The sequence below is a fragment of the Erythrobacter sp. MTPC3 genome (assembly GCF_042854385.1).
Classification (GTDB): domain Bacteria; phylum Pseudomonadota; class Alphaproteobacteria; order Sphingomonadales; family Sphingomonadaceae; genus Erythrobacter.
Window position 1 is genome coordinate 231,429 of the sequence record NZ_BTGP01000002.1, and the last position, 25,716, is coordinate 257,144.

Annotated in this window: 21 protein-coding genes; 8 read left to right on the forward strand and 13 right to left on the reverse strand. The window is 58.8% G+C overall.

The features are described 5' to 3' along the window. Window positions 1-142: 142 nt before the first annotated feature. Genes trpS through secB form a run of 3 tightly spaced genes read right to left on the reverse strand, consistent with a single transcriptional unit; the run spans window position 143 to window position 3,318 of the window. Window positions 143-1,162: a tryptophan--tRNA ligase gene (gene trpS / locus ACGHU1_RS03860; RefSeq protein ID WP_390583625.1), complete on the reverse strand. Its 1,020-nt coding sequence runs from the start codon at window positions 1,160-1,162 to the stop codon at window positions 143-145. Window position 1,163: 1 nt separating this feature from the next. After that, complete coding sequence (murJ, locus tag ACGHU1_RS03865) at window positions 1,164-2,747, reverse strand: murein biosynthesis integral membrane protein MurJ (protein ID WP_390583627.1); 1,584 nt, start codon at window positions 2,745-2,747, stop codon at window positions 1,164-1,166. A 25-nt stretch (window positions 2,748-2,772) separates the two neighbouring features. Beyond that, window positions 2,773-3,318 (reverse strand): protein-export chaperone SecB, encoded by a 546-nt coding sequence (gene secB, locus ACGHU1_RS03870; RefSeq protein WP_390583629.1) that lies wholly within the window; start codon window positions 3,316-3,318, stop codon window positions 2,773-2,775. A gap of 328 nt (window positions 3,319-3,646) precedes the next feature. On the opposite strand from secB, the gene ACGHU1_RS03875 reads away from it, so the two are divergent. From ACGHU1_RS03875 to ACGHU1_RS03885, 3 genes are read left to right on the forward strand one after another with little or no spacing between them, the layout of a single operon-like run. Then, window positions 3,647-4,306 (forward strand): Tim44/TimA family putative adaptor protein, encoded by a 660-nt coding sequence (locus tag ACGHU1_RS03875; RefSeq protein ID WP_390583939.1) that lies wholly within the window; start codon window positions 3,647-3,649, stop codon window positions 4,304-4,306. A 41-nt stretch (window positions 4,307-4,347) separates the two neighbouring features. Next, a complete protein-coding gene (locus ACGHU1_RS03880) occupies window positions 4,348-5,520 on the forward strand; it encodes a murein transglycosylase A (RefSeq protein WP_390583631.1) in 1,173 nt (390 codons plus the stop codon). After that, the gene (locus ACGHU1_RS03885; protein WP_390583633.1) at window positions 5,517-6,092 is read left to right on the forward strand and encodes a Smr/MutS family protein; all 576 of its coding nucleotides are present in this window, start codon (window positions 5,517-5,519) and stop codon (window positions 6,090-6,092) included. The genes ACGHU1_RS03880 and ACGHU1_RS03885 overlap by 4 nt, the downstream gene beginning before the upstream one ends. Window positions 6,093-6,241: 149 nt before the next feature. On the opposite strand, the gene katG is transcribed toward ACGHU1_RS03885, so the two are convergent. The 3 genes from katG to ahpC form a co-directional block, all read right to left on the reverse strand. Beyond that, the gene (gene katG, locus ACGHU1_RS03890) at window positions 6,242-8,446 is read right to left on the reverse strand and encodes a catalase/peroxidase HPI (protein WP_390583635.1); all 2,205 of its coding nucleotides are present in this window, start codon (window positions 8,444-8,446) and stop codon (window positions 6,242-6,244) included. A gap of 211 nt (window positions 8,447-8,657) precedes the next feature. Next, a complete protein-coding gene (gene ahpF, locus ACGHU1_RS03895; RefSeq protein WP_390583637.1) occupies window positions 8,658-10,247 on the reverse strand; it encodes an alkyl hydroperoxide reductase subunit F in 1,590 nt (529 codons plus the stop codon). A gap of 242 nt (window positions 10,248-10,489) precedes the next feature. Beyond that, the gene (gene ahpC, locus ACGHU1_RS03900; protein ID WP_390583639.1) at window positions 10,490-11,056 is read right to left on the reverse strand and encodes an alkyl hydroperoxide reductase subunit C; all 567 of its coding nucleotides are present in this window, start codon (window positions 11,054-11,056) and stop codon (window positions 10,490-10,492) included. 568 nt (window positions 11,057-11,624) lie between these two features. Here ahpC and ACGHU1_RS03905 point away from each other — a divergent pair. Continuing rightward, entirely contained in the window at window positions 11,625-12,527 is a 903-nt protein-coding gene (locus ACGHU1_RS03905; protein WP_390583641.1) for an OmpA family protein, read from the forward strand. A gap of 131 nt (window positions 12,528-12,658) precedes the next feature. Here ACGHU1_RS03905 and aroC read toward each other — a convergent pair whose 3' ends face one another. Further along, window positions 12,659-13,750, reverse strand: coding sequence for a chorismate synthase (gene aroC / locus ACGHU1_RS03910; RefSeq protein ID WP_390583643.1), 1,092 nt, complete (start codon window positions 13,748-13,750; stop codon window positions 12,659-12,661). A 77-nt stretch (window positions 13,751-13,827) separates the two neighbouring features. On the opposite strand from aroC, the gene ruvA reads away from it, so the two are divergent. Genes ruvA through ruvB form a run of 3 tightly spaced genes read left to right on the forward strand, consistent with a single transcriptional unit; the run spans window position 13,828 to window position 16,024 of the window. After that, window positions 13,828-14,433: a Holliday junction branch migration protein RuvA gene (gene ruvA, locus ACGHU1_RS03915; protein WP_390583942.1), complete on the forward strand. Its 606-nt coding sequence runs from the start codon at window positions 13,828-13,830 to the stop codon at window positions 14,431-14,433. Beyond that, window positions 14,430-14,984, forward strand: a complete 555-nt coding sequence (locus tag ACGHU1_RS03920; RefSeq protein ID WP_390583645.1) for a DsrE family protein — start codon at window positions 14,430-14,432, stop codon at window positions 14,982-14,984. Before ruvA ends, ACGHU1_RS03920 begins: the two co-directional genes overlap by 4 nt. Beyond that, complete coding sequence (gene ruvB / locus ACGHU1_RS03925) at window positions 14,984-16,024, forward strand: Holliday junction branch migration DNA helicase RuvB (RefSeq protein ID WP_390583647.1); 1,041 nt, start codon at window positions 14,984-14,986, stop codon at window positions 16,022-16,024. Before ACGHU1_RS03920 ends, ruvB begins: the two co-directional genes overlap by 1 nt. Before the next feature lie 130 nt (window positions 16,025-16,154). Here ruvB and ACGHU1_RS03930 read toward each other — a convergent pair whose 3' ends face one another. From ACGHU1_RS03930 to ACGHU1_RS03945, 4 genes are all read right to left on the reverse strand, one after another. Continuing rightward, entirely contained in the window at window positions 16,155-16,616 is a 462-nt protein-coding gene (locus tag ACGHU1_RS03930; protein ID WP_390583649.1) for a hypothetical protein, read from the reverse strand. 8 nt (window positions 16,617-16,624) lie between these two features. Beyond that, complete coding sequence (locus tag ACGHU1_RS03935) at window positions 16,625-17,521, reverse strand: hypothetical protein (RefSeq protein ID WP_390583650.1); 897 nt, start codon at window positions 17,519-17,521, stop codon at window positions 16,625-16,627. A gap of 239 nt (window positions 17,522-17,760) precedes the next feature. Further along, on the reverse strand, window positions 17,761-20,433 hold the full coding sequence (acnA, locus tag ACGHU1_RS03940; RefSeq protein ID WP_390583652.1) for an aconitate hydratase AcnA: 2,673 nt from the start codon (window positions 20,431-20,433) through the stop codon (window positions 17,761-17,763). 168 nt (window positions 20,434-20,601) lie between these two features. Beyond that, the gene (locus ACGHU1_RS03945; RefSeq protein WP_390583654.1) at window positions 20,602-21,444 is read right to left on the reverse strand and encodes a DMT family transporter; all 843 of its coding nucleotides are present in this window, start codon (window positions 21,442-21,444) and stop codon (window positions 20,602-20,604) included. 247 nt (window positions 21,445-21,691) lie between these two features. Here ACGHU1_RS03945 and ACGHU1_RS03950 point away from each other — a divergent pair, with 247 nt between their 5' ends. After that, window positions 21,692-23,077 (forward strand): L,D-transpeptidase family protein, encoded by a 1,386-nt coding sequence (locus ACGHU1_RS03950; RefSeq protein ID WP_390583656.1) that lies wholly within the window; start codon window positions 21,692-21,694, stop codon window positions 23,075-23,077. Window positions 23,078-23,487: 410 nt separating this feature from the next. On the opposite strand, the gene ACGHU1_RS03955 is transcribed toward ACGHU1_RS03950, so the two are convergent. Both ACGHU1_RS03955 and ACGHU1_RS03960 read right to left on the reverse strand, forming a co-directional pair. Further along, window positions 23,488-24,168, reverse strand: coding sequence for a murein L,D-transpeptidase catalytic domain-containing protein (locus ACGHU1_RS03955; protein ID WP_390583657.1), 681 nt, complete (start codon window positions 24,166-24,168; stop codon window positions 23,488-23,490). Between the two features lie 68 nt (window positions 24,169-24,236). Then, window positions 24,237-25,688, reverse strand: a complete 1,452-nt coding sequence (locus ACGHU1_RS03960; protein WP_390583659.1) for an NAD(P)-binding protein — start codon at window positions 25,686-25,688, stop codon at window positions 24,237-24,239. Window positions 25,689-25,716: the final 28 nt, after the last annotated feature.

Genomic DNA, 25,716 nt, shown 5'->3' on the forward strand with positions numbered 1-25,716 from the left:
TCCCGGCGTCCCACCGGCAAAAGCCGCTTCAGCCGGAACGATTGTTTCGCGCCGCGATGCAAGCCGGATCAGTAATCTGTCACTGTGCAGCACTAGTGTAAAGCAAAGGTCTGAACCGCGATTGAACGTGGTCTGACTGCGATCAGCCGCGCACCAGACCAAGCGCCTTATATGCCTTGTCTAGGGTTGGGATTCCGTTTTCGCGGGCTTGCGCCGCACCGCGAGCGAGGATCGCGTCGAGCGCCTCCTGATCGTCTTTCAGCTGCATGAAGCGTGAATTGATCGGACCGAGAGTTTCGATGAGCACCTCACCCAAGGCCGGTTTGAACGCGCCGAAACCCTGACCGCCGTGATCCGCCAGCACCTCATCCATGCTTTGCCCGGTCAGCGCACCATAGATGCCGACGAGGTTCTGGGCTTCCGCGCGGCCTTCCAGCCCCTTTTCCTCGCTAGGCAAAGGCTCGGGATCGGTCTTGGCTTTCTTCACCTTCTTCATGATCGTATCGGCGTCATCGGTCAGGCTGATCCGGCTCATTTCAGACGGATCGGACTTGCTCATTTTCGATGACCCGTCGCGCAGGCTCATGATCCGCGCCGCTGCGGGCGGAATATACGGTTCCGGCAGGGTGAAGAGCGGTTCGTTCTCAGGGCAAAAATCGTTGTTGAATTTTTGCGCAATGTCACGCGCCAGCTCAAGGTGCTGTTTCTGGTCTTCTCCGACTGGCACATGCGTCGCCTGATAAAGCAGGACATCCGCCGCCTGCAGCACAGGATAGGTGAACAGCGCGACCGACTGGCCTTCGCGGTTTTTGCCAGCCTTGTCTTTCCACTGCGTCATGCGGTTGAGCCAGCCCATCCGCGCCGTCCCGTTCAGCAGCCATTGTAGTTCTGCGTGGGCAGGAACCTGCGCCTGATTAAACAGCACCGCTTTTGCAGGATCGACCCCGCATGCGACCAGCGTGGCGACCATTTCGCGGGTGTTCTGCTTTAGCTCCGCCGGATTGTGCGGCTGCGAGATTGCATGCAGATCGGCCAGAAAGATGAAGCACTGTCCGCCGCTTGCATGCGCTTCATCCTGAAGCTTTACATAATTGACGATCGCCCCGAGATAATTGCCGAGATGCGGCTTTCCGGTGGGCTGGATGCCAGAGACGACGCGCATGTTAAGGAGCTTTCTTCTTGGTGAGTGCGACGATGCGTTCACGGTCGATCGCTCCGACCGCAAAAGCTACGCCGAAATAGACAATGCCCGCCGCAATGACGAGGGCAAGCAACGCGCCGAGCCGTACAAACAGACCCGCTGCAAACCAATCGGTTAGCAGGTCGCGCGTGTAGAACAAGGCTGCGCCCATGGCGGCGGCCGCCAGCACCTGACGCGCGATGCGAAACAGCAAAGCGCCCGGTACACGGTAGAACCCTCTGCTTGCGAGCACGACCAGCAGGAACGCAACATTGATCCACGCGCCGACGACGCTGGCATAAGCGACGCCGATCACGCCATACACGTCAAGAAACCCGATGGTGAAGGCGATAAATACGCCAAGCGAGATGAAGGCCGCGATCACCGGCGTTTTGGTATCCGCGCGGGCGTAGAAATTCGGAACCAGCACTTTCACCAGCACATAGGCCGGCAATCCCATGACCAGCGCGGCGAGGACATTGCCAGTGACGGCCGCATCGGCAAGGTCGAATCTGCCACCCTGGAAAATCATCGTGACGAATGGTGTGGCGCAAATGGCCAAGGCGACCGCTGCGGGAATCGTCAGCAGCATCGCGAGCTCAATCGCGTCGGATTGGATGCGGTCTGCGCCTTCCTTGTTGTCGCTTCCGACAAATTTGGACAGGGTGGGGAGGATCGCGGTCGATAGCGCGATGCCGATGATACCCAGCGGCAATTGGTTCAGGCGGTCGGCGTAGTTCATATAGCTGACCGATCCATCGTCCAGCTGATTAAGGAAATAGAGCTGGACCAGCGTATTGATCTGATACGCCCCCCCGCCAATCGCTGCGGGAAGGGCAATGATCGAAAGCCGCTTCACCTCCGGCGTGATGCGCGGCCACAGCAGCTTGGGCCGGAACCCCTCGACGCGGGTCCAGTAATACAGCCAGGCCAGCTGGATAATGCCCGCCCCGGTTACCGCCCACGCAATGCCATAAGCGATCTCTTCGACACTGGCGCCTGTGTTTTCTGCGAACCATTCACCCGTCAGCAGCGCGGCGATCAGGACAAGGTTGAGGATAATCGGAAAACTGGCACCCGGCGCAAAGCGGGAGACCGAATTGAGCATCCCTGTGAACAGCGTCACCAGACTGACAAGGATGATGTAGGGAAACATGATCCGCGCAAAATCCACCGCCATCGAATAGGACTGCGGATCGACCGGCTTCTCTGCCAGAAGCCAGATCACGCCCGGCATGGCGATTTCAAACACCGCTACCAGCGCAATCAGCACGGGCAGAAATACGCTTAGAACATCCGCGCTAAAACTGCGGGCTTCCTCCAAACCTTTTGCCGGATCGTCAGAGCCGTGCAGCCGCTTTGAAAACATCGGGACGAATGCGGCGGAGAACGCCCCCTCGGCAAACAAACGCCGAAATACATTGGGGATGATGAACGCCTGAAACCATGCGTCTGTTACCGCATTCGCGCCGAGCACGCGCGAAAATATCATTTCGCGCGCCAATCCGGCAACGCGGCTGAGCATGGTCAGCGACCCAATGGTCCCGACATTTTTAAGCAGGCTCAATGTTCAGGCCCGCGCAGGCACGCGTTTATGCGTTGCCTTCAGCCGGAGGGGCCGTATCGGCGGCACCTTCCTGCTGGCGGCGTTGCTGCAGCTGCTGCACATATAGTCCGTTGAAGTCGATCGGATCGACCATCAGCGGCTGGAACCCGGCATCGCGCACGGCGTCGGCGATGACACGGCGCGCGAACGGGAACAGGATGCGTGGCGCCTCGGCAAACAGGAATGCGTGGGCCTGTTCTTCAGGGACGTTGCGAATGCCGACAAGTCCGCAATAATCCAGTTCGATGAGATAGGAGGTTCCCTGATCGCAGGTCGCCGTGATTTTCACCTTCAGCGTCACTTCGTGCAATTCGTCGCTTTGTGCGTCGGAACCGATGTTGAACTGGACATCGATCTTTGGTTGATCGGGCCACTGGAACGAGGCCGGCGAATTGGGATTCTCGACCGACAGATCTTTCACATATTGCGTGATGATTGCCGCTGCTGGCTGCGTATCTGCGCCGTTCGCCCCGGGGTTTGGGCCGGAATTGGCGTTGTCGAGATTGGTGAGGATATCGCCTTCGTCGGCCATGATATGTCTGTCTTTCGAAAGTGGATCACTGAAATTGCGAGGCGCTGCGCCCGGTTTGCACCGGATCATTGCCATCTGCTGCGGCGCGCGCCTAGCAGGCGGCGCGCGCGCGGGCAAGCGGACGAACGGCGCCAAATTTGCCGCCGGGTGCAACCTATTACCAGTTGGCGAATTGTAATTGATGCCTATTTAAGGCAGGAAACGTTCTTTGAGAGATTCTTGGGGTTTTCCTGCGAATGTGGACATCCGGCTTTCAAACCGGGTCGTAACTCTTGAAAACATACACATTGGCCGTGTTAGCGGCCGCAAGGCAATCGGACCAAACATCGTGCTACCAGAAATTATCATTCTCGCCATGATCGCCGCCTTTTTGGGGTTCCGGCTCTATTCCGTGCTGGGCCAGCGGGCCGAGCATGAGGAGGAATCGATCCCGCAGCGTTTCGATGCCGGTGAGAATGCGCAGCCGAGCGCACAGCCAGCGCAAAGCGCGGCGCCCAACACACCGCCGCGCGTGGTTGAGCTCGAAGGGGTCATGCCCGCTGTCGAGCGCGGCATTCGAGAGATTGCCAGTGCGGACCGCAAATTTGACCTGCCCAGCTTTATCGAAGGCGCCAAAGGCGCATATGAAATGGTCCTCGAAGCGTTCTGGAACGGCGACCGCGAAACACTTCGCGAATTGTGCGATGATGATGTTTACGCCGGTTTCAGCGCCGCAATCGACGCGCGCGAAGAAGCAGGGCACACCCTGTCGAACAAGCTGATCCGCGTTGAGGAAACGCGCATCCATTCCGCTTCGATGGACAGCCGGATGGCTCGCATTGCGATGCTGTTTGTTGCCGATATCGCTTCAGTTACGCGCGACAAGGACGGCAATGTGGTTGCCGGGTCGCTGGACGATGCGATTGAAAGCCGCGACGTCTGGACATTCTCGCGCAATGTCGGCGCGCGTGACCCCAACTGGGTGCTCGACGAAACCGACGAGGGCTGATCTGGTCCGGCCCGCGTGGCCGCCATTAACGGGACACTGTGATGCGTATCTGGCCAGCATTGGCAATCATGCTTTTGCTGGCAGCTTGCGGGCGCGTGGTTCCGGCTCCGTCGCCTGCACCGCCTCCAGATGCGACCAGCGCCATCATGGCAGGCGCAATCTTGGGCCAGGCATTTTCCCGATTGGAAATTGACCAGGTCGATGCACGCGGGGCGTTATCCAGCTTCATCGAATCTTGCCCAAAAGTGCTTGCGCGCGATGATGTAAGCGGCCTCACCCAGAATGCCGACTGGCGGCCCGCCTGTGATGCGGCCAGCAATTGGCCGGCATCCGATGCGCGCACATTCTTCAGCACATATTTCCAGCCCGTTGAAATTGGCGGCGGTGACGCTTTTGCGACCGGGTATTTCGAACCGGAAATCGCCGGAAGCCGCACCCGCAGCGCGGATTTCACCGTGCCCGTCTACGCCATGCCGAGCGACCTGGAGCGCGCATGGCCAGCAGAGGTGCCAGAGGCAGAGCGAACCGCACGCGCGCCATTAGGCCGCTATGATGAAAGCGGCGAATTCGTGCTCTATCATGAACGAGCCGAGATCGAGGAAGGCGCGCTGGTAGGCAAAGCGCCGGTGATCGCATGGGCGGCCGATCCCGTGGAGTTCTTCTTCCTGCAAATACAGGGCTCGGGCCGGTTGAGGACACCCGATGGCGAGATCATCCGCATCGGCTATGCGGGGCAAAACGGTCGCGGATATACCGGCATCGGGCGCGTGATGCGCGATCGCGGATTGCTGGGCGATGGACCGGGCCAATATGCCGGATCAATGCAGGGCATCATGGCCTATATTCGCGAAAACCCCGCTGAAGGCCGCGATCTGATGCGCCTCAACAAAAGCTGGATATTCTTTACCGAGCTTACCGGCGATGGCCCCTTGGGCGCGCTGGGTGTGCCTGTCCGTCCAGAAAGCTCGGTTGCGGCTGATCCGCGTTTTGTGCCGCTGGGCGCACCGGTATGGCTCGACCTTGACCGCGATGAGGCGGATGGTTTGTGGATTGCGCAGGATATTGGCGGCGCGATCAAGGGCGCGAACCGGTTTGACACTTTTTGGGGAGCAGGCGCGCAGGCCCGCGAAACTGCAGGCGGAATGAGCGGGCGCGGCAAAGCATTGCTTCTGCTTCCCATTGCGAGCGCCGCGCGCCTCCGCATTGCGCGATGAGCTATCCACGCGGGCTTAGCGGGGAGGAACAGGCTGCATGGGCGAGGCTCGCTGAAAGCGTGACGCCGCTCGCCGGGCGAAAAATGCCTGCTGCGCCAAAACCCGATGCCAAGACCGGAACGGTCAAGCCGCCGTCGCCGCCGGTCCAGCCAAAGCGGCCGCGTCCAGCACCGGTCGCCCAGCGTAGCAAAAACGTTGCGCCCCCGCCGCCGCGCCGGATGTTCTCATCCGAACTGGATTCGCATTGGAACCGCAAGCTGAAAGCCGGACAGGTTGCGCCCGATTATACGCTCGACCTGCACGGCCACACGCTCGACACCGCCTATGACCGGATTGTCAGCGGCCTGGACCAAGCACGCGCCATGGACGCCCGGCTGGTGCTCGTGATTGCAGGCAGGGAGCGGCCCGTCGATCCTGCTGACCGCGGCAACAGGCGGGGCGCTATCCGCGCCAAACTGCTCGATTGGCTCGCGGCGAGCCATCATGCTGACAGCATTGCAGCTGTTCGGCGGGCACATATTCGCCACGGCGGAGACGGTGCGCTTTATCTCGTCCTCAAACGGCGGCGCTGATCGGGGCGTGGCGCTGGAAAGCGTGTTACTCGACCAGCGCGACCCGCGCATACCTGTTTAAACAAAAGCCCCCGACATTTCTGCCGAGGGCTTCTTGCGACCATGATCCAATTGGGGGAGCTGGATCAGGGCTATGTGGTTCGGCGTAATCAGCCGTGATATTTCGCGTAGCTCACATCGAAACGGTCGGCGTTCATCACCTTGTTCCATGCAGCGATGAAGTCTTTCACGAACTTTTCTTCGCTGCCGGACTGGGCGTATACCTCTGCCTGCGCGCGAAGCTGCGAGTTCGAACCGAACACGAGGTCGGTGCGGGTTGCGCGGAATTTCTCTGCGCCAGTGCTGCGATCTGTGCCGACATATTCTTCATCGCCGCTGGCATCGACCGGCGTCCACTTGGTGCCCATGTCGAGTAGGTTTGTGAAAAAATCAGGCGTTAATTGCCCGACACGGTCTGTGAAAACGCCGTGGCTGGTATTGCCGGTGTTTGCGCCAAGTGCGCGCATCCCGCCGATCAGCACCGTCAGTTCCGGTATCGAAAGGCCGAGCAGATGCGCCTTGTCGATCAGCATCTCTTCGGTCCGCACGCTGGCTTTCGTCTTGAGATAGTTGCGGAAGCCGTCAGCAAACGGCTCCATCGGCTCAAAGCTTTCCGCATCGGTCATTTCTTCGGTCGCATCGCCGCGTCCGCCCATGAACGGTACGTCCACGTCAAACCCTGCATCCTTCGCAGCCTTTTCAACCGCAGCAGACCCGGCAAGCACAATGGCATCGGCCATCGACATGTCGCCGCGCAGGCCATCAATTGTGGAAAGAACCTTCGCCAGCTCGTCAGGATCGTTGGCCTCCCAGCTACTTTGCGGTTCCAAGCGCACACGGGCACCATTCGCGCCGCCGCGGTGGTCTGAATTGCGATAGGTGGAGGCAGACGCCCAGGCCGCTTTCACCAGCTCGCTGACAGAGTGACCGGATGAAAGGATCGCGTCCTTGAATGCCGAGATCGCGCTATCGGACGGGGCTGTGCCAGCGGGCACTGGGTCTTGCCAGATGAGGTCTTCTTCGGGGACTTCCGGCCCCATATAGCGGACTTTGGGTCCCATATCGCGGTGCAATAGTTTGAACCATGCGCGCGCGAATGCATCATCCAGCTGCTCAGGATTGGCGTGAAAGCGTTCGGAAATCTCGCGATAATCCGGGTCCATTTTGAGCGCCATATCCGCCGTCGTCATCATGGTGCGGACCTTTTTGGACGGATCGCGCGCATCAGGAGCCATATCGGCTTCTTCAGGGTTGATCGGCGTCCACATTTTCGCACCCGCAGGGCTTTCGGTCAGTTCAAAATCATATTTGAACAGGAGACGGAAATAGTCGTGGCTCCACGAAGTCGGGTTGTTCGACCAGCTGCCTTCGATGCCCGAAGTGGTGATGTTGCCATTGGCAATCTCCTCTTCGTCGTTAAGCCAGCCGAAGCCTTGCAGCTCCAGCGTTCCGCTTTCCGGGGCACCGCCGAAAGTATCGGCAGGATGAGCGCCGTGCGCTTTACCAAACGCGTGACCGCCAGCGGTAAGCGCGACGGTTTCTTCGTCGTTCATGGCCATGCGGGCGAAGGTTTCGCGCATATCGCGCGCTGACTGGAGCGGGTCGGGATTGCCGCCCGGACCTTCGGGATTGACGTAAATCAGCCCCATCTGGATCGCAGCCAGCGGATTTTCGAGCGCCTTGCCCTCATCAGGTATGATGCGGGTTTCGACACCTTCATCGACCCATTGTTCTTCGGTGCCCCAATAGACGGTCTCAGGCTCGAACACATCCTTGCGTCCGCCAGCAAAGCCGAAGGTCGGGCCGCCCATGCTTTCGATGGCGACGTTGCCTGCGAGCAGGAACAGATCGGCCCAGCTGATGTGCTTGCCGTATTTCTGCTTAACCGGCCACAGCAGGCGGCGTGCCTTGTCGAGGTTGCCGTTGTCAGGCCAGCTGTTGAGTGGGGCAAACCGCTGCTGCCCGCTGCCGCCGCCGCCGCGGCCATCGCCAGTGCGATAGGTGCCGGCCGCGTGCCAAGCCATGCGGATCATGAAGGGGCCGTAATGGCCGTAATCGGCCGGCCACCATTCCTGATCGTCGGTCATCAGGGCGGTCAAATCATCCTTGAGAGCCTTATAATCGATCGCATTGAACGCTTCGACGTAATCGAAATCCTCGCCCATCGGGTCCGCGTGCTTGCCATCCTGCGTCAGGATATCCAGCGCGGTCGCCTCTGGCCACCAGTCCCGGTTTGTGCGGCCCAGCAGGGTGCGCATCTGGCTGTCGCCGTGGAATGGGCAACCGCCGCTCATTTCGCCTGTCTTCGCGTCCATTGTTCTCTCCTCTGGTTCGTGAGACTCGGTCTTAACCGAGCGCCATGACAGGAGAATGATGGATCGCGTCTGATCAGTCCAATCGATTAATGCGCGTAGTTTGATTGAATAAAGCGATACTTGAGTGGTAGCCCGGCGAAATGCGGTTCATAAAGCAATCGGCCCGCTCTTCAAAAAAGAACGGGCCGAGCCTTTGATTGGATTTGGCTGATCAGGCGGCCTGCGCGATGTCTTCCACCGGCTCATTGCGGATCAGATAGTCGAATGCGCCAAGGCCGGCTTTCGCGCCTTCGCCCATTGCAACGACAATCTGTTTGTCGGGAACGGTCGTCGCATCGCCGGCTGCATAGATGCCGGGCAGGTTCGTCGCGCCGTGTTTGTCGATGACGATCTCGCCATATTGCGACAATTCCAGACCCGTGTCTTTGAGCCATTCGGTGTTCGGGACAAGGCCGATCTGGATAAATACACCTTCAAGCTCGATGGTGCGCTCATCGCCGCTGGTACGGTCTTTCAGGACCAGTCCGTTTACGCGGTTGCCATCGCCTGTCACTTCGGTGGTCTGCCCGCTGGTGATGATTTCAACGTTGCCGAGGGAGCGCAGCTTTCGCTGAAGCACTTCGTCGGCGCGCAATTTATCATCATATTCAATCAGCGTGACATGGCCGACAATTTTCGCCAGGTCGATGGCTGCCTCGACGCCGGAATTGCCTCCGCCGATGACAGCAATACGCTTCCCCTTAAACAGCGGACCATCGCAGTGCGGGCAATAGGCGACGCCTTTGTTGCGATATTCCTCTTCGCCGGGAATGCCGAGATTGCGCCAGCGGGCACCGGTGGAAAGGATGAGGGCGCGCGATTTGAGCACGGCGCCGTTGGCCATCGTCACCTTGTGCATGCCTCCGGCCTCAGAGGCCGCCTCGAGCTGAACTGCACGCGCCAGATCCATGAGATCAATCTCGTTCTCGCCGATCTGCTGTTTGAGATTGTCCGAAAGTTTTGGTCCCTCGGTATAGCTGGTGCCGGGCAGGTTCTCGATGCCCAGAGTGTCTTGCAGCTGGCCGCCAAACCGTTCGGCGGCGATGCCCGTGCGGAACCCTTTGCGCGCCGTGTAAACGCCTGACGCCGTCCCTGCCGGACCGCCTCCGACGATAAGCACCTCGAACGGGTCTTTCGCCGAAAGTTTCTCAGCTGCTTTCTCGTCGGCGCCGCTGTCCAGTTTGGACAGGATTTCGGCGAGCTCCATCTTGCCGTTGTAAAAGCTTTCGCCGTTGAGGAATGTCGCAGGCACCGCGAGCACGCCGCGATCTTCGACTTCCTGCTGGAAAGTGCCGCCTTCGATCAGTGTCGCGGTGATGCGCGGGTTTTCAAGCGCCATCAGCGTAAGAGCCTGCACAACATCGGGGCAATTGTGGCACGAAAGCGAGAAGAACATTTCAAATTCAAAATCACCCTCAAGCGAGCGAACCTGTTCGATCAGATCGGCATCGACTTTCGGCGGATGACCGCCTGCCCACAGCAGGGCGAGGACGAGCGACGTAAACTCGTGGCCCATCGGTAGTCCTGCGAACCGCACCCACTTTTCCGCATCGCTTGCGCGGCGGATGATAAAGCTGGGTTTGCGATCGTGTGTTCCGTCAAACTGCGCGCTGACATCGCTGTGCAGTTCCGCAATCTCCGTCAGAAGCTGGCGCGTTTGTTCGGATTTCTCACTGTCATCCAGCGATGCGACGAGCTCGATCGGCTCGCGCAGATTGGCAAGATATTGCTTGAGCTGGTTTTGCATGTTCGCGTCGAGCATGAATGACCCTTTTCGATGATAAATTGGAAGAAACTGGTGTCCCAGAGCTTGCCAAATTGCAGGCAAGGTTAGCGGCAAATCGGGCCCGGACAGTGTCTCGCCCCCGGAAAGGGAGAGGGGTGGGAGCGAGTGTCTATCCGGACCCTTTTTGCTGACCGGGCCTAATCAGGGGACGGCCCGGTCAAGCGAGGAGCGCGCGAAAAATGGAGGAAGCCGCGCGCTCCCCTTTGGCCGTGATAAGCTCAGATCTTGCCGACGAGGTCGAGCGAAGGGGACAGCGTGTCGCTGCCTTCTTCCCAAGCTGCCGGGCAGACCTGGCCGGGATTGTTGCGAACGTACTGTGCCGCTTTGATCTTGCGCGTCAGTTCGTTGGCGTTGCGGCCAACGCCTTCGCAGGTGATTTCCATGATCTGGATAACGCCATCTGGATCGATGACGAAGGTCGCGCGGTCCGCAAGGCCCATTTCTTCACGCAGAACACCGAAATTGTTGCTGAGCGTGTGAAGCTGGTCGCCCAAGAACGGGAACTGGAGCTTGCCGATCTTTTCCGAGGTGTCGTGCCATGCCTTGTGGCTGAAATGCGTGTCAGTCGACACGGCGAACACTTCGACGCCCATGCTTTGCAGCATTTCGTACTTTTCGCCGAGGTCTTCGAGTTCAGTCGGGCAAACGAAAGTCCAGTCGGCTGGATAGAAAAAGAACACGGCCCATTTGCCGTCGATGTCTTCCTGCGTGACATCGTAGAAGTCTTCGCCTGCTTTGAAAGCGGTCGCTTTGAACGGTTTGATGGTGGAGCCGATAATGCCCATAAGTTATTCCCTTTTGGTTTGGTTGAAGTCTCGCAATGCCAAATAGGCGGTGTTGCGCTGCAAAAAAGTTGAATTGTGCGATTGCGAAGATCGCTTTTCTCAATCACCAAAACGGGAACGATTTGGAATGGTTCCAAATCGCGATAGCCTCCGCACCGGTTTGACCATGTGAATGAGAGCGCATGAACCGGGTGAAATGCGGCTGGATGTATCCCGCCGAGCTTCCATCAGCCCGTGCGAATCCCATTTTGAAACACCGGCAGGGCTTCTCCCGATGCCCAATTATGGCAATCTTTAGGCAGTCGATTTCTCATTTCATCGCACATCGCGCTCTTGTTGCCCTAACATGAAAGGGGGCGGCGTTGAATGTTCACCTAAGAGCAAGGTAACCACGAACAGTCACCGCTCCACGTCGATCACCGGCACTTCAAATTTCGATTTTTAACCACCGAGGTTCCGGGAACGCGAGAGCCAGACAGCCTTCCAAAAACGGAAGGGTCCGCTGGGATCGGTCAGCGCAATTGCTGATCCGCTGAGAAGGCCAAAATAAGAGTTAAGGAGATACAGAATGAATTATTTATCGAACGCGCCAAAGGCTTTGATCCTTCCCGCCATGCTGCTTGCAGCCGCACCGACTGCACTGGTGGCACAGGATCAGGATATGGGCGAGGACCGCGTCCTCACCACCGTTACAGGCAGCCCGCCTGCTGACATGTCCGGCCTTACCGAAGGGCCCGAGATTGAAGGTTTGATCACCGCCCGCAACGGTAACCAGATCCAGGTTACCTCGTCGGACGGAACCAGCACGGTTGTCACCGTCGGTGAAGGCACAGTCATTAAATCACGCGGCGGTTTCCTCGGTCTTGGCCGTGATCGTCTCGATATCGATTCGCTCCTGAACGGCCTTCCGGTCAGCGTCGAAACCGTGAATTGGGGCCGTGCGCTGCTCGCCAGCGACATCGATTTGAAGAGCAAGGATCTGCAGACCGCCGCCATGATCCGCGGCGGAACCTCGCAGCAATTCGCGCAGCAGGGCGCAGCGATCGAGCAGAACGCTGCCGCCACCGAGGCTCTGCGCGGACGCTTTGGTGACATCGATAAATACAACATCAAAGGCACCACGAACGTTTATTTCGAAACCGGCAAATATAATCTGTCGCCGGAATCGCGCGCCGAGCTTTGCCAGGCTGCTTCGCAAGCATCGGGCATGGATAATGCGCTCCTCCTCGTGGTGGGTTACACCGATTCGACCGGCACCTATGAAATCAATCAGGAACTGAGCGAACGCCGCGCAGGCCGCGTGGTCAACTACCTCCAGCAGCAATGCGATTGGGAACCATGGCGGATGCTTTCGCCGACCGGCATGGCCGAATCCGATCCGCTCGCAAGCAATGACACACCGGAAGGCAAGGCCCAGAACCGCCGCGTCGCCGTGAACATTCTGGTGAGCAAGAGCGTGGACGGCATTTAATCCGCTGACACCAATGATACTTGACGGGGCGGACCATGCGGTTCGCCCCGTTTTTTATGCGCTATCGCTGTGCTATTTGAGCGCGTCTTATATGCGCTATCGCTTCTCTACTTGAGCGTATCTTTTGTGCGCTATCGCTGTGCTACTTGAGCGCGGTGCAGCATCTTGTGATCGGCCAGAACCAGAGCCATCATCGCCTCGACCACGGGCGTGCCGCGAATGCCCACGCACGGGTCATGGCGTCCCTTTGTGCGAACCTTCGTCGCTTCGCCGTCGGAATTGATTGAATCCACCGGCGTCAGGATTGAACTGGTCGGTTTGAATGCGACCCGGCAAACGACCGGTTGGCCCGTGGAAATGCCGCCTGCGGTGCCTCCGGCATGATTGCTCGCATAGACGGGTTTGCCATCTGCGCCGGGGCTCATCGCATCGGCGTTTTGCTCCCCGGACAGCCTTGCCGCCTCGAAACCATCGCCGATCTCGACGCCTTTCGTCGCATTGATGCTCATCATCGCGCTCGCCAGATCGCTGTCGAGCTTTCCGTAAACCGGCGCGCCCCATCCGGCCGGCACACCGTGAGCCACGCATTCGACTATCGCGCCCAGTGATGATCCGTCCTTGCGAGCTTTTTCGACTTTTTCTTCCCATCGTTTGGCTGCCCAGCTGTCGGGGCAGAAAAACGGATTCTTGCCGATCTCGTCGAAATCGATGGCCTCACGCTCAATTGCGTCGCCGCCCAGCTCGCAGACATAGGCCGTGATCTTAACATCGGGAATGATCAGCCGGGCGACCGCGCCTGCCGCCACACGGGCAGCGGTTTCTCGCGCGCTTGACCGGCCTCCGCCGCGATAATCGCGGATGCCGTATTTCGCATCGTATGTGTAATCCGCATGGCCCGGGCGATAACTTTGCGCGATCTCCGAATAGTCTTTTGATCGCTGATCGGTATTTTCGATCATCAGGTGGATCGGTGTCCCGGTCGTGACCTGCTGACCATCGGCATCATTGAAAACGCCCGACAGGATACGGACCGCATCGGCTTCCTTGCGCTGGGTTGTGTAGCGGCTCTGTCCCGGTTTGCGGGCATCCATGTAAGGCTGAATGTCGCCTTCGTGCAGGGCAAGCCCCGGAGGACACCCATCCAGTACCGCGCCAAGGCCGGGGCCATGGCTCTCGCCCCATGTGGTAAAACGCAAAACGCGCCCGAATGTGTTGAAGCTCATGCGTGTCTCTTGTCGCAACTGTGGGCCGGTGTCCATAATCTCTGGCGAAAACGCCTGCGATGGGTCAAGAACAAAGCATGATTGCAAAGCTATCCGGCAGGCTCGACGAAACGGGCGAGGACTGGGCCATCGTCGACGTGCAAGGCGTGGGCTATCTGGTCCACTGTTCCGCGCGAACCCTTTCTGCTTTGGGAGAGGTGGGAGAGGGCTGCACGGTGCATACCGACCTTCAGGTGAGCGAGAACGATATGCGCCTGCTCGGATTTGCGGAAAGCGGCGAACGCGACTGGTTCCGCCTGCTGACAACGGTTCAGGGTGTGGGCAGCAAGGTGGCGCTGGCTATCCTGTCCGCGCTCTCTACCGGAGAGGTGCGGGATGCCTGCGCCGCTGGCGATGCAGCCAGCGTGGCGCGCGCCAACGGTGTCGGGCCAAAACTGGCGGGACGCATCGTGAATGAACTGAAGGACAAGGCAGGCGCATTGCCGGGCGGCGGAATGGGAAGCGGCGGCGCTCAGGCCATGCTGTCTGGCGGAGCAAGCGCGGATGCGGTGAGCGCGCTGGAAAACCTCGGTTTCAAACCGGCGATTGCCGCGCAGGCTGTGGCCAGGGCGCAGGCTGAATTGGGTGAGGGTGCAAGCGAAAGCGATCTTATTCGCGTTGCGTTGAAAAAGGCGGCAGGATGAGAATGATGAGACTTAAATCAATCGCTATTGCGGCTGCATTGCTGGCCGTACCGGCAGCGGCGCAGGAGCCGGATTTTTCTGCGTTTGACACTGGGCCTGTCTTTGCCGATTTCGGCCCACACGCCGCGGTCGATGGGGCGGGTGCGATAGCTCCCGACGCGGAATTTCGCATCGCATTCGATGTCGCTGATAAAGCGGATGAGGGTGCCAAGAACCGCGGATTTGAAAGCGCGGCCCGCTTCATCAACATGCACGTTGCAGCGGGCGTTCCCGAAGGTAACATCGACATCGCGGTCGTCGTGCATGGCAAGGCTGTTTTAGACCTTGTCACAGAGCAAGCGCGCGAAACCCGCGAAATCGAAGCCAACGCCTCGGGCGCGATGGTGCGCGCGATGGTCGCTCAGGGTGTGCGCTTTATCGTGTGCGGGCAAAGCGCGCAGGTTTGGGGCGTGCAAAGCGATGATCTGATCGAGGGCGTCGAACTCGACCTTTCAGCAATGACGGCCCATGCCCAGCTCCAGCAGAGAGGATATACGGTCAACCCGTTCTGATGAGCGACCTCGACCCGCCCCTTCATTCCGCCGATCGCCAGCCCGGCGACCCTGACAGCGCCCTGCGTCCAAAGAGCCTGTCCGAATTTATCGGTCAGGAGGGCGCGCGGGACAATCTGCGGGTGTTCATCGAAAGCGCGAAATCGCGCGGCGAGGCGATGGACCATACGCTGTTCTTCGGACCGCCCGGCCTTGGTAAAACCACGCTTGCGCAGATCGTGGCCAACGAGCTCGGCGTTGGGTTTCGCGCCACCAGCGGCCCCGTTATAGCAAAGGCGGGCGACCTTGCTGCACTGCTGACCAATCTGGAGCCGCATGACGTCCTGTTCATAGACGAAATTCACCGGCTCAATCCCGTGGTGGAAGAAGTGCTGTATCCTGCCATGGAGGACCGCGCGCTGGATATCATCATCGGCGAGGGGCCTTCTGCGCGCAGCGTGCGGATCGATTTGCCGCCGTTCACGCTAATCGGTGCGACGACCCGGCAGGGCCTGCTTACGACGCCGCTAAGGGACCGTTTCGGCATTCCTGTTAGGTTGCAGTTTTACACACATGACGAGCTTGACCGCGTGGTTTCCCGCGGGGCGAACCTGCTCGGTCTGAATATCGACGCGGAGGGTGCGCGCGAGATTGCCCGGCGGTCCCGCGGCACGCCGCGTGTCGCTGGCCGATTGCTGCGCCGGGTGCGCGATTTTGCCCACGTCGCGGGGCAGGAAACCGTGACGCGATCCGCAGCGGATGATGCGCTGACCCGGCTGGAGATTGACCGGCTGGGGCTGGATGCGATGGATCGCCGATACCTGGCGATGATCGCGACTACATACAAAGGCGGGCCAGTCGGCGTCGAAACCCTGTCAGCCGGTCTGGCTGAGCCGCGAGACACGGTCGAGGAGGTGGTCGAACCCTATCTGATCCAACTCGGCCTGCTTGCCCGCACAGCGCGCGGAAGGGTTTTGAATGATGCGGGATGGGAGCATCTGGAAATGTCTCCGCCGCGTCAGAAACCGCCTCAGGAAAGCCTGTTTCCCGGTAACGGGTAGGCGGGGCAGCGCCGCAGCGCGTTAGTTTCTCCTCTCATAAATGGCCTCACTTTGGTTTCAATTCGGGACACCGCTTCGGAAAAGAGCGCGGTTTTTAGGGGATTTCGCCGTCAGAGCCGGGCCATCATGGTTAACTGACTTGCGATAACAGGGACCTGATCTGCAAGACGCAGGGTGAACAGGTGGAAGTGCGGATTCTCTGCATCGAAGCCATCACATTTCGAGGTTCGGACTTATGTCGCTCAAATTGGCTGCTGCAAAGCTTTCCGCCGCGGTTGCGGGTGTCGCCCTGATCCAGGGCGGTGCAGTCCGCGTTGCCGAACCGCTCAACACGGACGATCCGCAGTATACGACAAACCTTGATGGCAAACTTATCAAGGGCGAGCAGATCGAGATACCCGAACCCAAATATATCAAAACGCGTGAGCGTGAGATTCCGGTGCCCGAGCAGCGCCGCCGCCGCATTATCGAACGCACTATCGAATGCCAGCCAATCGGTGCGGGCCCGGCAGGAACTGTCGCGGAAAATGCGCCGCTGCCGGCGGGCGCTGTTCAGGCCTATATCGATCCGAACGAATGCCCGCCGATTCAACAGATCGCCTATGCACCCGCACCGCTTCCGCCCCTACCGCCCGTTGGCGGCGGCGGTGGTAGCGCGCCGATTGTGCTGGGCGGCTCTGGCGGATTTGGCGGCGGTTTCGGAGGGGGCTTCTTTGGCGGATTTTTCGGAGGCGGTGGTTCATCGTCAGGCGATGTTTCCGTTGTCAGTACTACGACCACCGGCGGAGATCCAGGCACCACAACTTCGGGCGGAACAAGCGGTATCGTAGTTGACGTCGATGTCGATAACTCAACGTCGACCACCTCTTCCAGCGGCACCATCTCCTCGTCGAGCGGCGCAGTCTCCACCTCGACGTCGACCGGCGCAGTATCGTCCAGCACCGGCTCGGTTTCAACTTCGACTGGAGCAGTTTCATCCAGCACTGGCGGCGTATCGAGCAGTTCCGGTGATGTATCGAGTTCGAGCTCGTCGTCATCCAGTTCGTCTTCGAGCTCTTCCTCGAGCAGCTCCTCGTCATCGAGCAGCAGTTCATCGGGCGGCGCGACGTCTACGGGCAGCAGCAGTTCTGGCGGTTCGTCTTCATCGTCTTCTTCCAGTGGTGGCAGCACCTCCAGCGGCGCTACTTCAACTGGCGGATCGTCGTCATCATCGTCGGGTTCTTCATCCAGCTCAAGCTCGTCTTCGGGTGGTTCGACTACAGGCGGCAGCACGTCGGGTGACATGACAAGCAGCACCAGCTCCTCGTCAACCTCGTCTTCATCGAGCTCGGGTTCGTCATCGTCCACCTCAACGGGAAGCAGCAGTTCCAGCTCGTCTTCCTCGACCAGCGGCTCGACCTCTGGCGGGACCACCAGCGGAACCGAAGTTCCGGCTCCGCCAATGATGGTGCTGTTCGGCCTCGCCGCAGCAGCTATCCTTCGCCGGCGCAGGTTCAAGCTTTAAAGAGACATTTGATCGCGCGTTGCGCGATTATCGGACGCAGCCTTGCGCTGCTTCAAAGCGGCGACACCGAAGTCGAATACGCTCAGCCGAGAAACAGCCGCCCGGTCCGTGCCCTCACGCGATTACACAGATGATTGGCAGGCTACCCCCTTCGTTTTGCAAGCAACCGGCAAGGCTGCGTGCTCAAGCGAAGGGGGGTTATTATCCGCGATGCGGGCGCCTATCCCGCAGTTTAGGCTGCCAGTTTGCGCAACACGTAATGGAGGATCCCGCCATTGCGGTAATATTCCATCTCGTTCGCGGTATCGATCCGGCACATAGCGGTGAATTCGAAGGTGGAGCCGTCTTCACGGGTCACTTCGATAGTGACGTCCTGACCCGGGGTAAGATCGCCAAGCCCCTTGATCGAGAAGGTGTCATCGCTTCCAAGGCCCAGCGTTTCGCGCGTGTTGCCTTCTTTAAACTGCAGTGGCAGCACGCCCATGCCGACAAGGTTGGAGCGGTGGATGCGCTCAAAGCTTTCAACGATCACGGCGCGCACGCCGAGCAGGATTGTGCCTTTGGCCGCCCAGTCGCGGCTGGAGCCGGTGCCGTATTCTTTGCCGCCGACCACGATCAGCGGTGTGCCATCGGCTTTGTGCTTCATGGCGGCATCGTAAATCGGCATTTGCTCGCCAGCATAAGTGGTCTCGCCACCTTCGACACCGGGGACCATTTCGTTCTTGATGCGGATGTTGGCAAACGTGCCGCGCATCATCACGTCATGGTTGCCGCGACGCGAACCGTAGGAGTTGAAATCCTTCTTCGCGACCTGATTTTCCTTGAGATAGGAGCCAGCCGGACTGTCCTCTTTGATCGCGCCGGCAGGCGAAATGTGGTCGGTCGTCACGGAATCGCCAAGGATCGCGAGCGGTTTTGCATCGACGATATCGGTGATCGGTGCGGGGGTCATTTCCATGCCGTCGAAATACGGAGGATTGGCAACATATGTCGAACCTGCGCGCCACTGATACGTGTCGGATGGCTCAACCGTAATCGCCTGCCAGTGCTCATCGCCATCATAGACGTTGGCATAACGGTCAACGAACATCGACCGGTCGATATTGGCAGCGCGGTTCTCGGCAATTTCGGCGTTCGTCGGCCACAGATCGGCAAGCATCACGTCATTGCCGTCCTGGTCCTGACCAATCGGTGTAGTGGTGATGTCTTCGGTAACCGTCCCCTTCAATGCGTAGGCGACCACCAGCGGCGGCGACGCGAGGAAGTTTGCAAGGACATCCTGACTGACGCGGCCTTCAAAGTTGCGATTGCCGGAAAGAACCGATGCGGCGACGATATCGTTGTTGTTGATCGCGGCACTGATCGGCGGGGCCAGCGGACCGGAATTGCCGATACAGGTCGTGCAGCCATAGCCGACAAGGTCAAAGCCAAGCGCATCGAGATCGTCCTGCAGGCCCGATTTCACAAGATAGTCGGTCACAACCTGCGATCCCGGTGCGAGCGAAGTTTTCACCCACGGCTTTGGCTTGAGGCCTTTTTCGTTGGCTTTCTTTGCCACCAGACCTGCAGCGATAAGCACATCGGGGTTGGAGGTGTTGGTGCAGCTTGTAATGGCCGCGATCACCACGTCGCCATCGCCAATGTCGTGATCCTTGCCCTCGACCACGGTTCGAACCGGGGCGGATTTGTTGTAAACCTCGGCAAGGTCTTTGTTGAACAGTTCGCCCACTTCGGGAAGGATCACCTTGTCCTGCGGGCGCTTAGGCCCGGCAAGACTGGGGACAACCGTACCCATATCGAGCGAAAGAGTGTTCGAGAATACAGGCTCATTCGCCGGATCGAACCACATGCCCTGCGCCTTGGCATAGGCTTCGACCAGTGCGAGATTTTCCTCGCTGCGGCCTGTCAGGCGCATGTATTCGATAGTCTTGTCATCAATGCCGAAGAAGCCGCAAGTGGCGCCGTATTCCGGTGCCATGTTGGCGATAGTCGCGCGGTCGGCGAGCGTGAGGTTGGCAACGCCGGGTCCGTAAAACTCGACAAAGCTGCCAACCACGCCGACTTCGCGCAGCATCTGCACACAGGTCAGAACCAGGTCGGTTGCAGTCACACCTTCTGCCATGCGGCCATCCAGTTTGAAGCCGACGACTTTCGGGATCAGCATGGAAATCGGCTGTCCGAGCATCGCTGCTTCGGCTTCGATCCCGCCAACACCCCAGCCCAGAACGCCCAGACCGTTGATCATGGTGGTGTGGCTGTCGGTGCCAACGCAGGTGTCGGGATAGGCAACCATGTCGCCGTTTTCATCTTCGCTCGACCAGATGCCCTGCGCGATGTGTTCAAGGTTTACCTGGTGGCAGATGCCGGTTCCCGGAGGGACGGCGGAGAAGTTTTCGAAGCTCTTCGATCCCCACTTGAGGAAGTCATAGCGTTCGGCATTGCGCTCATATTCGAGCGCCATATTCGCTTCCATCGCCTTGGGATGGCCAAATTCGTCCACCATTACAGAGTGGTCGATCACGAGGTTCACAGGCACCTGCGGGTTGATCTTCGCCGTGTCGCCGCCGAGTTCCTTGATCGCATCGCGCATTGCGGCGAGGTCAACCACGCAAGGAACGCCGGTGAAATCCTGCAGCAGAACGCGTGCTGGGCGATACTGGATTTCGCTGCCGGTGGCCGGATTCTTCTGCCAGTCAACGATAGCCTGCGCGTGCTCTTTGCCTACGGTGAAGCCGTCATCTTCAAACCGCAGCATGTTTTCGAGCAGCACTTTCATCGAATTGGGCAGCCTGGATACGTCGCCCAACTGCTCGGCCGCTTTCGAAAGCGAGTAATAGGCGTAATCCTTGCCATTTACCGAAAGGGTCGAGCGGGTGCCTAGCGTGTCTTTGCCGATTGCTGTCATCGGGATATCCCATCCTTGTTGTGGCTTTCCCGCGCCATCATGGGCCTTGCGGGAGCGTGTGGTCGAACCTGCGCGGTTCGATGTGAATTTGCAGGGCTGCACCTGCTAGACCTTTCGCCCTCCGTCAAGGGTGAGAACGGCTGTTGCGAGTCGGTTGCGATTACGCGTTCAAGTTGACGCTGCGGCGGCCGGTTTGCGCGGTTTTTTTGTAGCGATCCAGCAGCCTGTAACGATCAGCGCCGTCCCTGCGAAGGTGGGCAGTGTGACAGGTTCGCGGAAAAACAGCCATCCAAACAGGCTGGCCCACAGAAATCCCGTATATTCAAAGGGTACGAGTGCCTGTGCCTCTGCCCGGGCATAGGCCCAGGCGATGGACATCGACGCGGCAATCGTCAGCACTCCGGCAGCGATAATCGGAGCCAGTGAACCCGCCTGCGGAACAGTGGCAAAGAACGGTGCGAACAGCAAAAGCAGTGCCCCTCCCACGCCGCTGTGAAAGGTGGCGATCTCTACCGGTCCTGCGATCTGGCTTTGCCGCCGGATGACGACGAAATTGTATGCGTAAAGCAAGGCTGAAAAGGCGAGAGAGGCGATGCCAAGCCAGACATCGGCAGACACATCATCGCGGCCCAGTCGCCCGGCAACAATGATCAGTGTTCCGGCAAACCCAAGGACGCTGGCGAAGATCGCTTTGCGCTGGATTTCTTCACCCAAAAGCACACGTGCCAGATAAAGCGTGAGAAGCGGCGCGACAAAGCTGATCGCAATCGCTTCGGCCAGCGGCAGTTTGGTTAGCGCGTAAAAGAAACTCAGCGCCATGGAGGCGGAAATGACGCCGCGCTCCATATGCAATTTCAGCGCATTTCGGCTGGGCCAGCCGCGGCGCCGGATTAGCCAGACCGGCGCAATGATCGCCGCGCCTACCAGCGCCCTGAGCAATGTGGCGGTGTATGTGCCGGTTATCAGCGCCGCCTCTTTCATAAATGCGTCCATCAGCGACAGAAAACCCACGCCGGCCGAAGCTGCGGCGAATGGCAATAAAAGCTTTAGAGGGTTGGGCGGTGCGGACACTCCCGCAGCTTTACAGTCAAGCGCGGCAGAGGTCACGCGCGCAACTCGGTCATAATTGACGTAATTACAACGGCCAATTCATCACAGCGAAAGCGATCTTTGTTGATAGATGAGGTAAGGGTGCGGTATACTCCGCAACAAGGTATTTGAGCCGCTGCGGCGGCGATGTGGGATCATCGAGACGTTTATGCGAAAACTTTCCGGCATTCTAGTTTGCGCAGGGAGCGCCCTTGCACTGCTATCCACCAGCGCTTTTGCGCAGGCTATGGACGCTGAAACCGGTGCGTCCGCTGCCGAGGCAGCGCAAGCAGGTGATGAGGCGAGTTTTGACGAAGCGTTCCCGCAAATTGTGTCAGAACCGCTGGTGCAGGGGGATCTCGCCCCGCCGGGGCCGCTGGTGCAGACGTGGAGCGTCGATGCTGCGCAGGATCTTATCGATTTCGTCTCGAACATTGCCGCAGAAGGGCTGGACCCACGCGATTACGATCTGCAGGCGCTTCGGGTGGCAGCTGCATCGGGCCCGTCCGAAGAACTGAACAGCATAGCGTCGAAGAATTTTGTCTGGCTGGTCGAAGATTTGCGCGACGGACGCACGCCGATGGACGCGCGCGAACAGTGGTTCGTGGTCGATCCTGACAGGGATATGTTCCGTACCGGGGACCTGCTTTCGCAAGCGGTGGCGAGCGGCGATGTAAGCGGCACCCTGTTGCATCTGAACCCGACCCATCCCGATTATGCCCGCCTGCGCGATGAGCTTGCAAAGACGCCCGAAAGCGAGGCGGCAAAGCGCAAATTGATCCGCGCCAACATGGACCGCTGGCGCTGGCTGGCCCGTGATCTGGGCCGCAAATACCTCATCACCAACGTCCCCGAATACCAGCTGCGCCTCACCGTCGGGAACAACATCATAAGCACGTACCGCACTGTCGTGGGTAAGCCAGGACGGACCGCGACGCCGCAGCTCGCCGAGGATGTATCTGGCGTTGTGTTCAACCCGACATGGACTGTGCCGCAGTCGATTGTGAAGGGTGAAGGGTTGGGCAACAAGGTGCTGAACAATCCCGCCTGGGCAAAGCGTAACGGATATAAAGCGACAAAGGGCGAAAATGGCTGGATCACTGTGGTCCAGCAACCGGGGCCGGGAAATTCGCTTGGCCGGATGAAGCTCGAAATGCCGAACCCGCACGCGATTTTCTTCCATGACACTCCGTCGCGCCACCTGTTTGCCAATGACGCGCGCGCGCTAAGCCATGGCTGCATTCGCACAGAGCGTGCGTTAGAGCTGGCAATTACAATGGCCATCCTCGGTAAAGCAGCCAGCAAGGAAGAGGCGGTCGAAATCGCAACGTCTGGTGAATACACCAAGGTGATGATGGAGGATAAGTTGCCGGCCTACATCACCTATTTCACCATGGCATCGGACATCGATGGCGAGATGAAGACGTTCGACGACATTTACGGCCGTGACGCGCCTGTTCTGGCAAGCCTAGACAAGCCGCGCGTCGACAACCGCAGCAATGTGATCGATGATGAAGTTATCGTCATTGAAGACGATCCGCGGGTTGGCGGTTAAGTTTCCACCAGAATGTGGCGGCCGCGCCGAGTGCAAAAGGTGTCGTGGCGTAAAAGTCTCCCGGTTTGAAACTGCCATCCCACCAGAATGATGCCACAAAGCCGATCTGCGTTGCGCTTGCTGTTGCGATGCAAACAATCAATGCCGTGAGCCACGAAAGTCTTGAATGTGCAATCAGTGATTGGCTGATTAGCCCGAACACTAGCGTACACGGGATGACCGCGACCAAACTAAGTACGCCAATCGTCAATGCGACCAATGGCAATGTGCAGAAATTCTCGACAAATCCCCCGGCCCGATGATTGATAATCAGCTGGAACGTTAGCGCGATACCTCCGACGATTGCGCCGCCCCACGTCGCCCAAACGAGTGCAATCAGAACGCGATCAAAAGTCTGCTGCGGGACAGGTTTAAAAAGACCCCGGCGCATATCGCTGGACTGCGTTTGGTGTTTCTGGCTGCAATAATTCCAGCGAGCCATCCGACCAGCCAAGACTGTCCGCATAAAGCAGCCGTCCGCCTGAAAGGTTGAGCAGCGCGATGCGGAACTGTTCTTCGCCCAGCGCAAAGCAACCATTTGAACGGCCCAACCGGCCCCAGCGGTCGATATGGTCTGGCTCGGCATATTTCGCGCGGTGCATCACGATATAGCGGCGCAGCGCGGCATCGTTGGTTTGGTCCAGCCCGCCGAGGCGTACCGACGTGCCGTAACGCCCTACATACCACTCCCACGTAATATAGGCGCCTTTGCTAGTCGCGTTTGAGCCTTCGATATTGGAATATTCGTTGAGCCATCCGTCATGTTCAGGATCGGAACCGGTCCCGTGGCTCACATGGAAGCTTTGCACCTCTTCGCGGTCCAAGTTGACGAAATGAAACCGCTTTTCCGCCGAATGCACGCCGAAATCAGCAATGCCGACGATGTCTTTTTTCCAGATGACATCGCCTGCGCGGTCCAGTTCGCGTTTGGCCAGCTTGAACAACGCTCTATCGCGCTCTGTCCCTTTACGCGCTGTTGCAGCGACGCTGGCGGGCAGCGATAGAGCGGCTCCGGCAGCGATTGAGGTTTTCAGCAGGTCGCGGCGTTTCATAATGACCACCTTAATAGCGCAATTATGCAATTTGCGTGAACAGGAATTTTCACCTCCAAATCCAGATGTCAGCCGGACTGTTCGTGGATAGCCTTGGCTTTCATTCCGAGTTTGATTGTGCCGGGCATATTCGCCTCCACCGCCGCACGAACGTTTTGCAGTCCGGCAAGTTTAGGGCTGCCTTCCTCGATAAGTTTCGCGATTGCAGGGCCGGTTGGATGCAGGCGGCTGCGCGAATTGAAAGCGTTGGTTTTCGGGTTGCCAGACAGGATTGCGGTGCTGAATAGATTGGTCATCACTGCATAGGGGTAAGTGCTGGTCGAATCTGTAAGCGGAGCGGGTGGGCAAAGATTGTTCTTTTCCTCGTCGCTGTCGAAATTCGCCTCCACAAATGCCGCCACCGCAGCACTGTATGGCACGAAGGGTGTTTGAACGAGCTGCAGGGTGATCCGATCGCTTTCGAAAAATGGTCGCGGATTGCCGCGCGCCTCAAACGGCACTGCGGAGGCGGTGCAATCGATAAACAGGGTTTTTTCCGGCACCTCTACGCTCTCATCGGCAAAATGCATCGCGCCCGGCTCAATGCGTTTCACCCGGCCTTGGCGGTAAACCTGTTTTATTGACGAGAGCATGTCGACCTCGCCTGTCGAAATCACGGCGTAGTGAAACATCGAAGGCGTGACGCCCTCGTCAATGCGCAGCATGACGCCGCGCTCTCCCAATTTTTCAAACATTTCATCGCCGGTGTCGGACGCTGCGGCTGTTTCGACGAGCGCCTGCTGGAATTCCATCAACCCTTCGATCTTTGCGCCTGCCGGTTGGAGCAGGCTGCGATTGAACATCCACGAATCGCGTGGGCGCACCCACCCGATCTTGTCTGCGGGCACTCCCGCCTCAAGCAGCCACACGGCGCTATCCATCGCCGTTTTTCCGGCGCCCAGAACAGCGTAGTGATCGGGCAGATTGTCACGGTCCTTCCAAAGGCCGGGCAGGTCGCCGGGAATGGCAAAGCGCGTCCCTTCGGCAATTTCAAAAGATGGCTTGTGAGTGGAAGGGACAGAGGTCTGAAAGAATGTTGCATCGACCAGTTTGCGGCGAACATTGATCGTTTGCTCATCGCCCGACAGGATGCCGCGCACCGAATGCCGGTTGTCTTCGTGGCCAAGATAATCCGTCAGCGGTAGATAGGCGACGCGCCCGGTTGGAAGCATGCGCTCATTCATCAGCTGGGAATAATACGCGAGAATTTCAGCATGCTTTGCCAGCGGATACATACCCGCATTGTGGCCGTGCATGTCTATTTTGTTTGAGCAAAGCTCCATCGAATTGACGCCATAGGTGGCGCTTGGCTGATGCAAGGTCACGAACGAATACGCATCGTTCCAGTGTCCACCGGGCCGGGCATGCCGGTCAACAATCGTAATGTGGCAATCCGGGTCTTCGTCCAGCAGGGTGTCAGCAAAAGCGAGTCCGACGGCTCCTGCTCCAATAATCAGATAATCGGTTTCAGAGACGGACATACAATTCCTTCCAGAAGATCGCGACGCG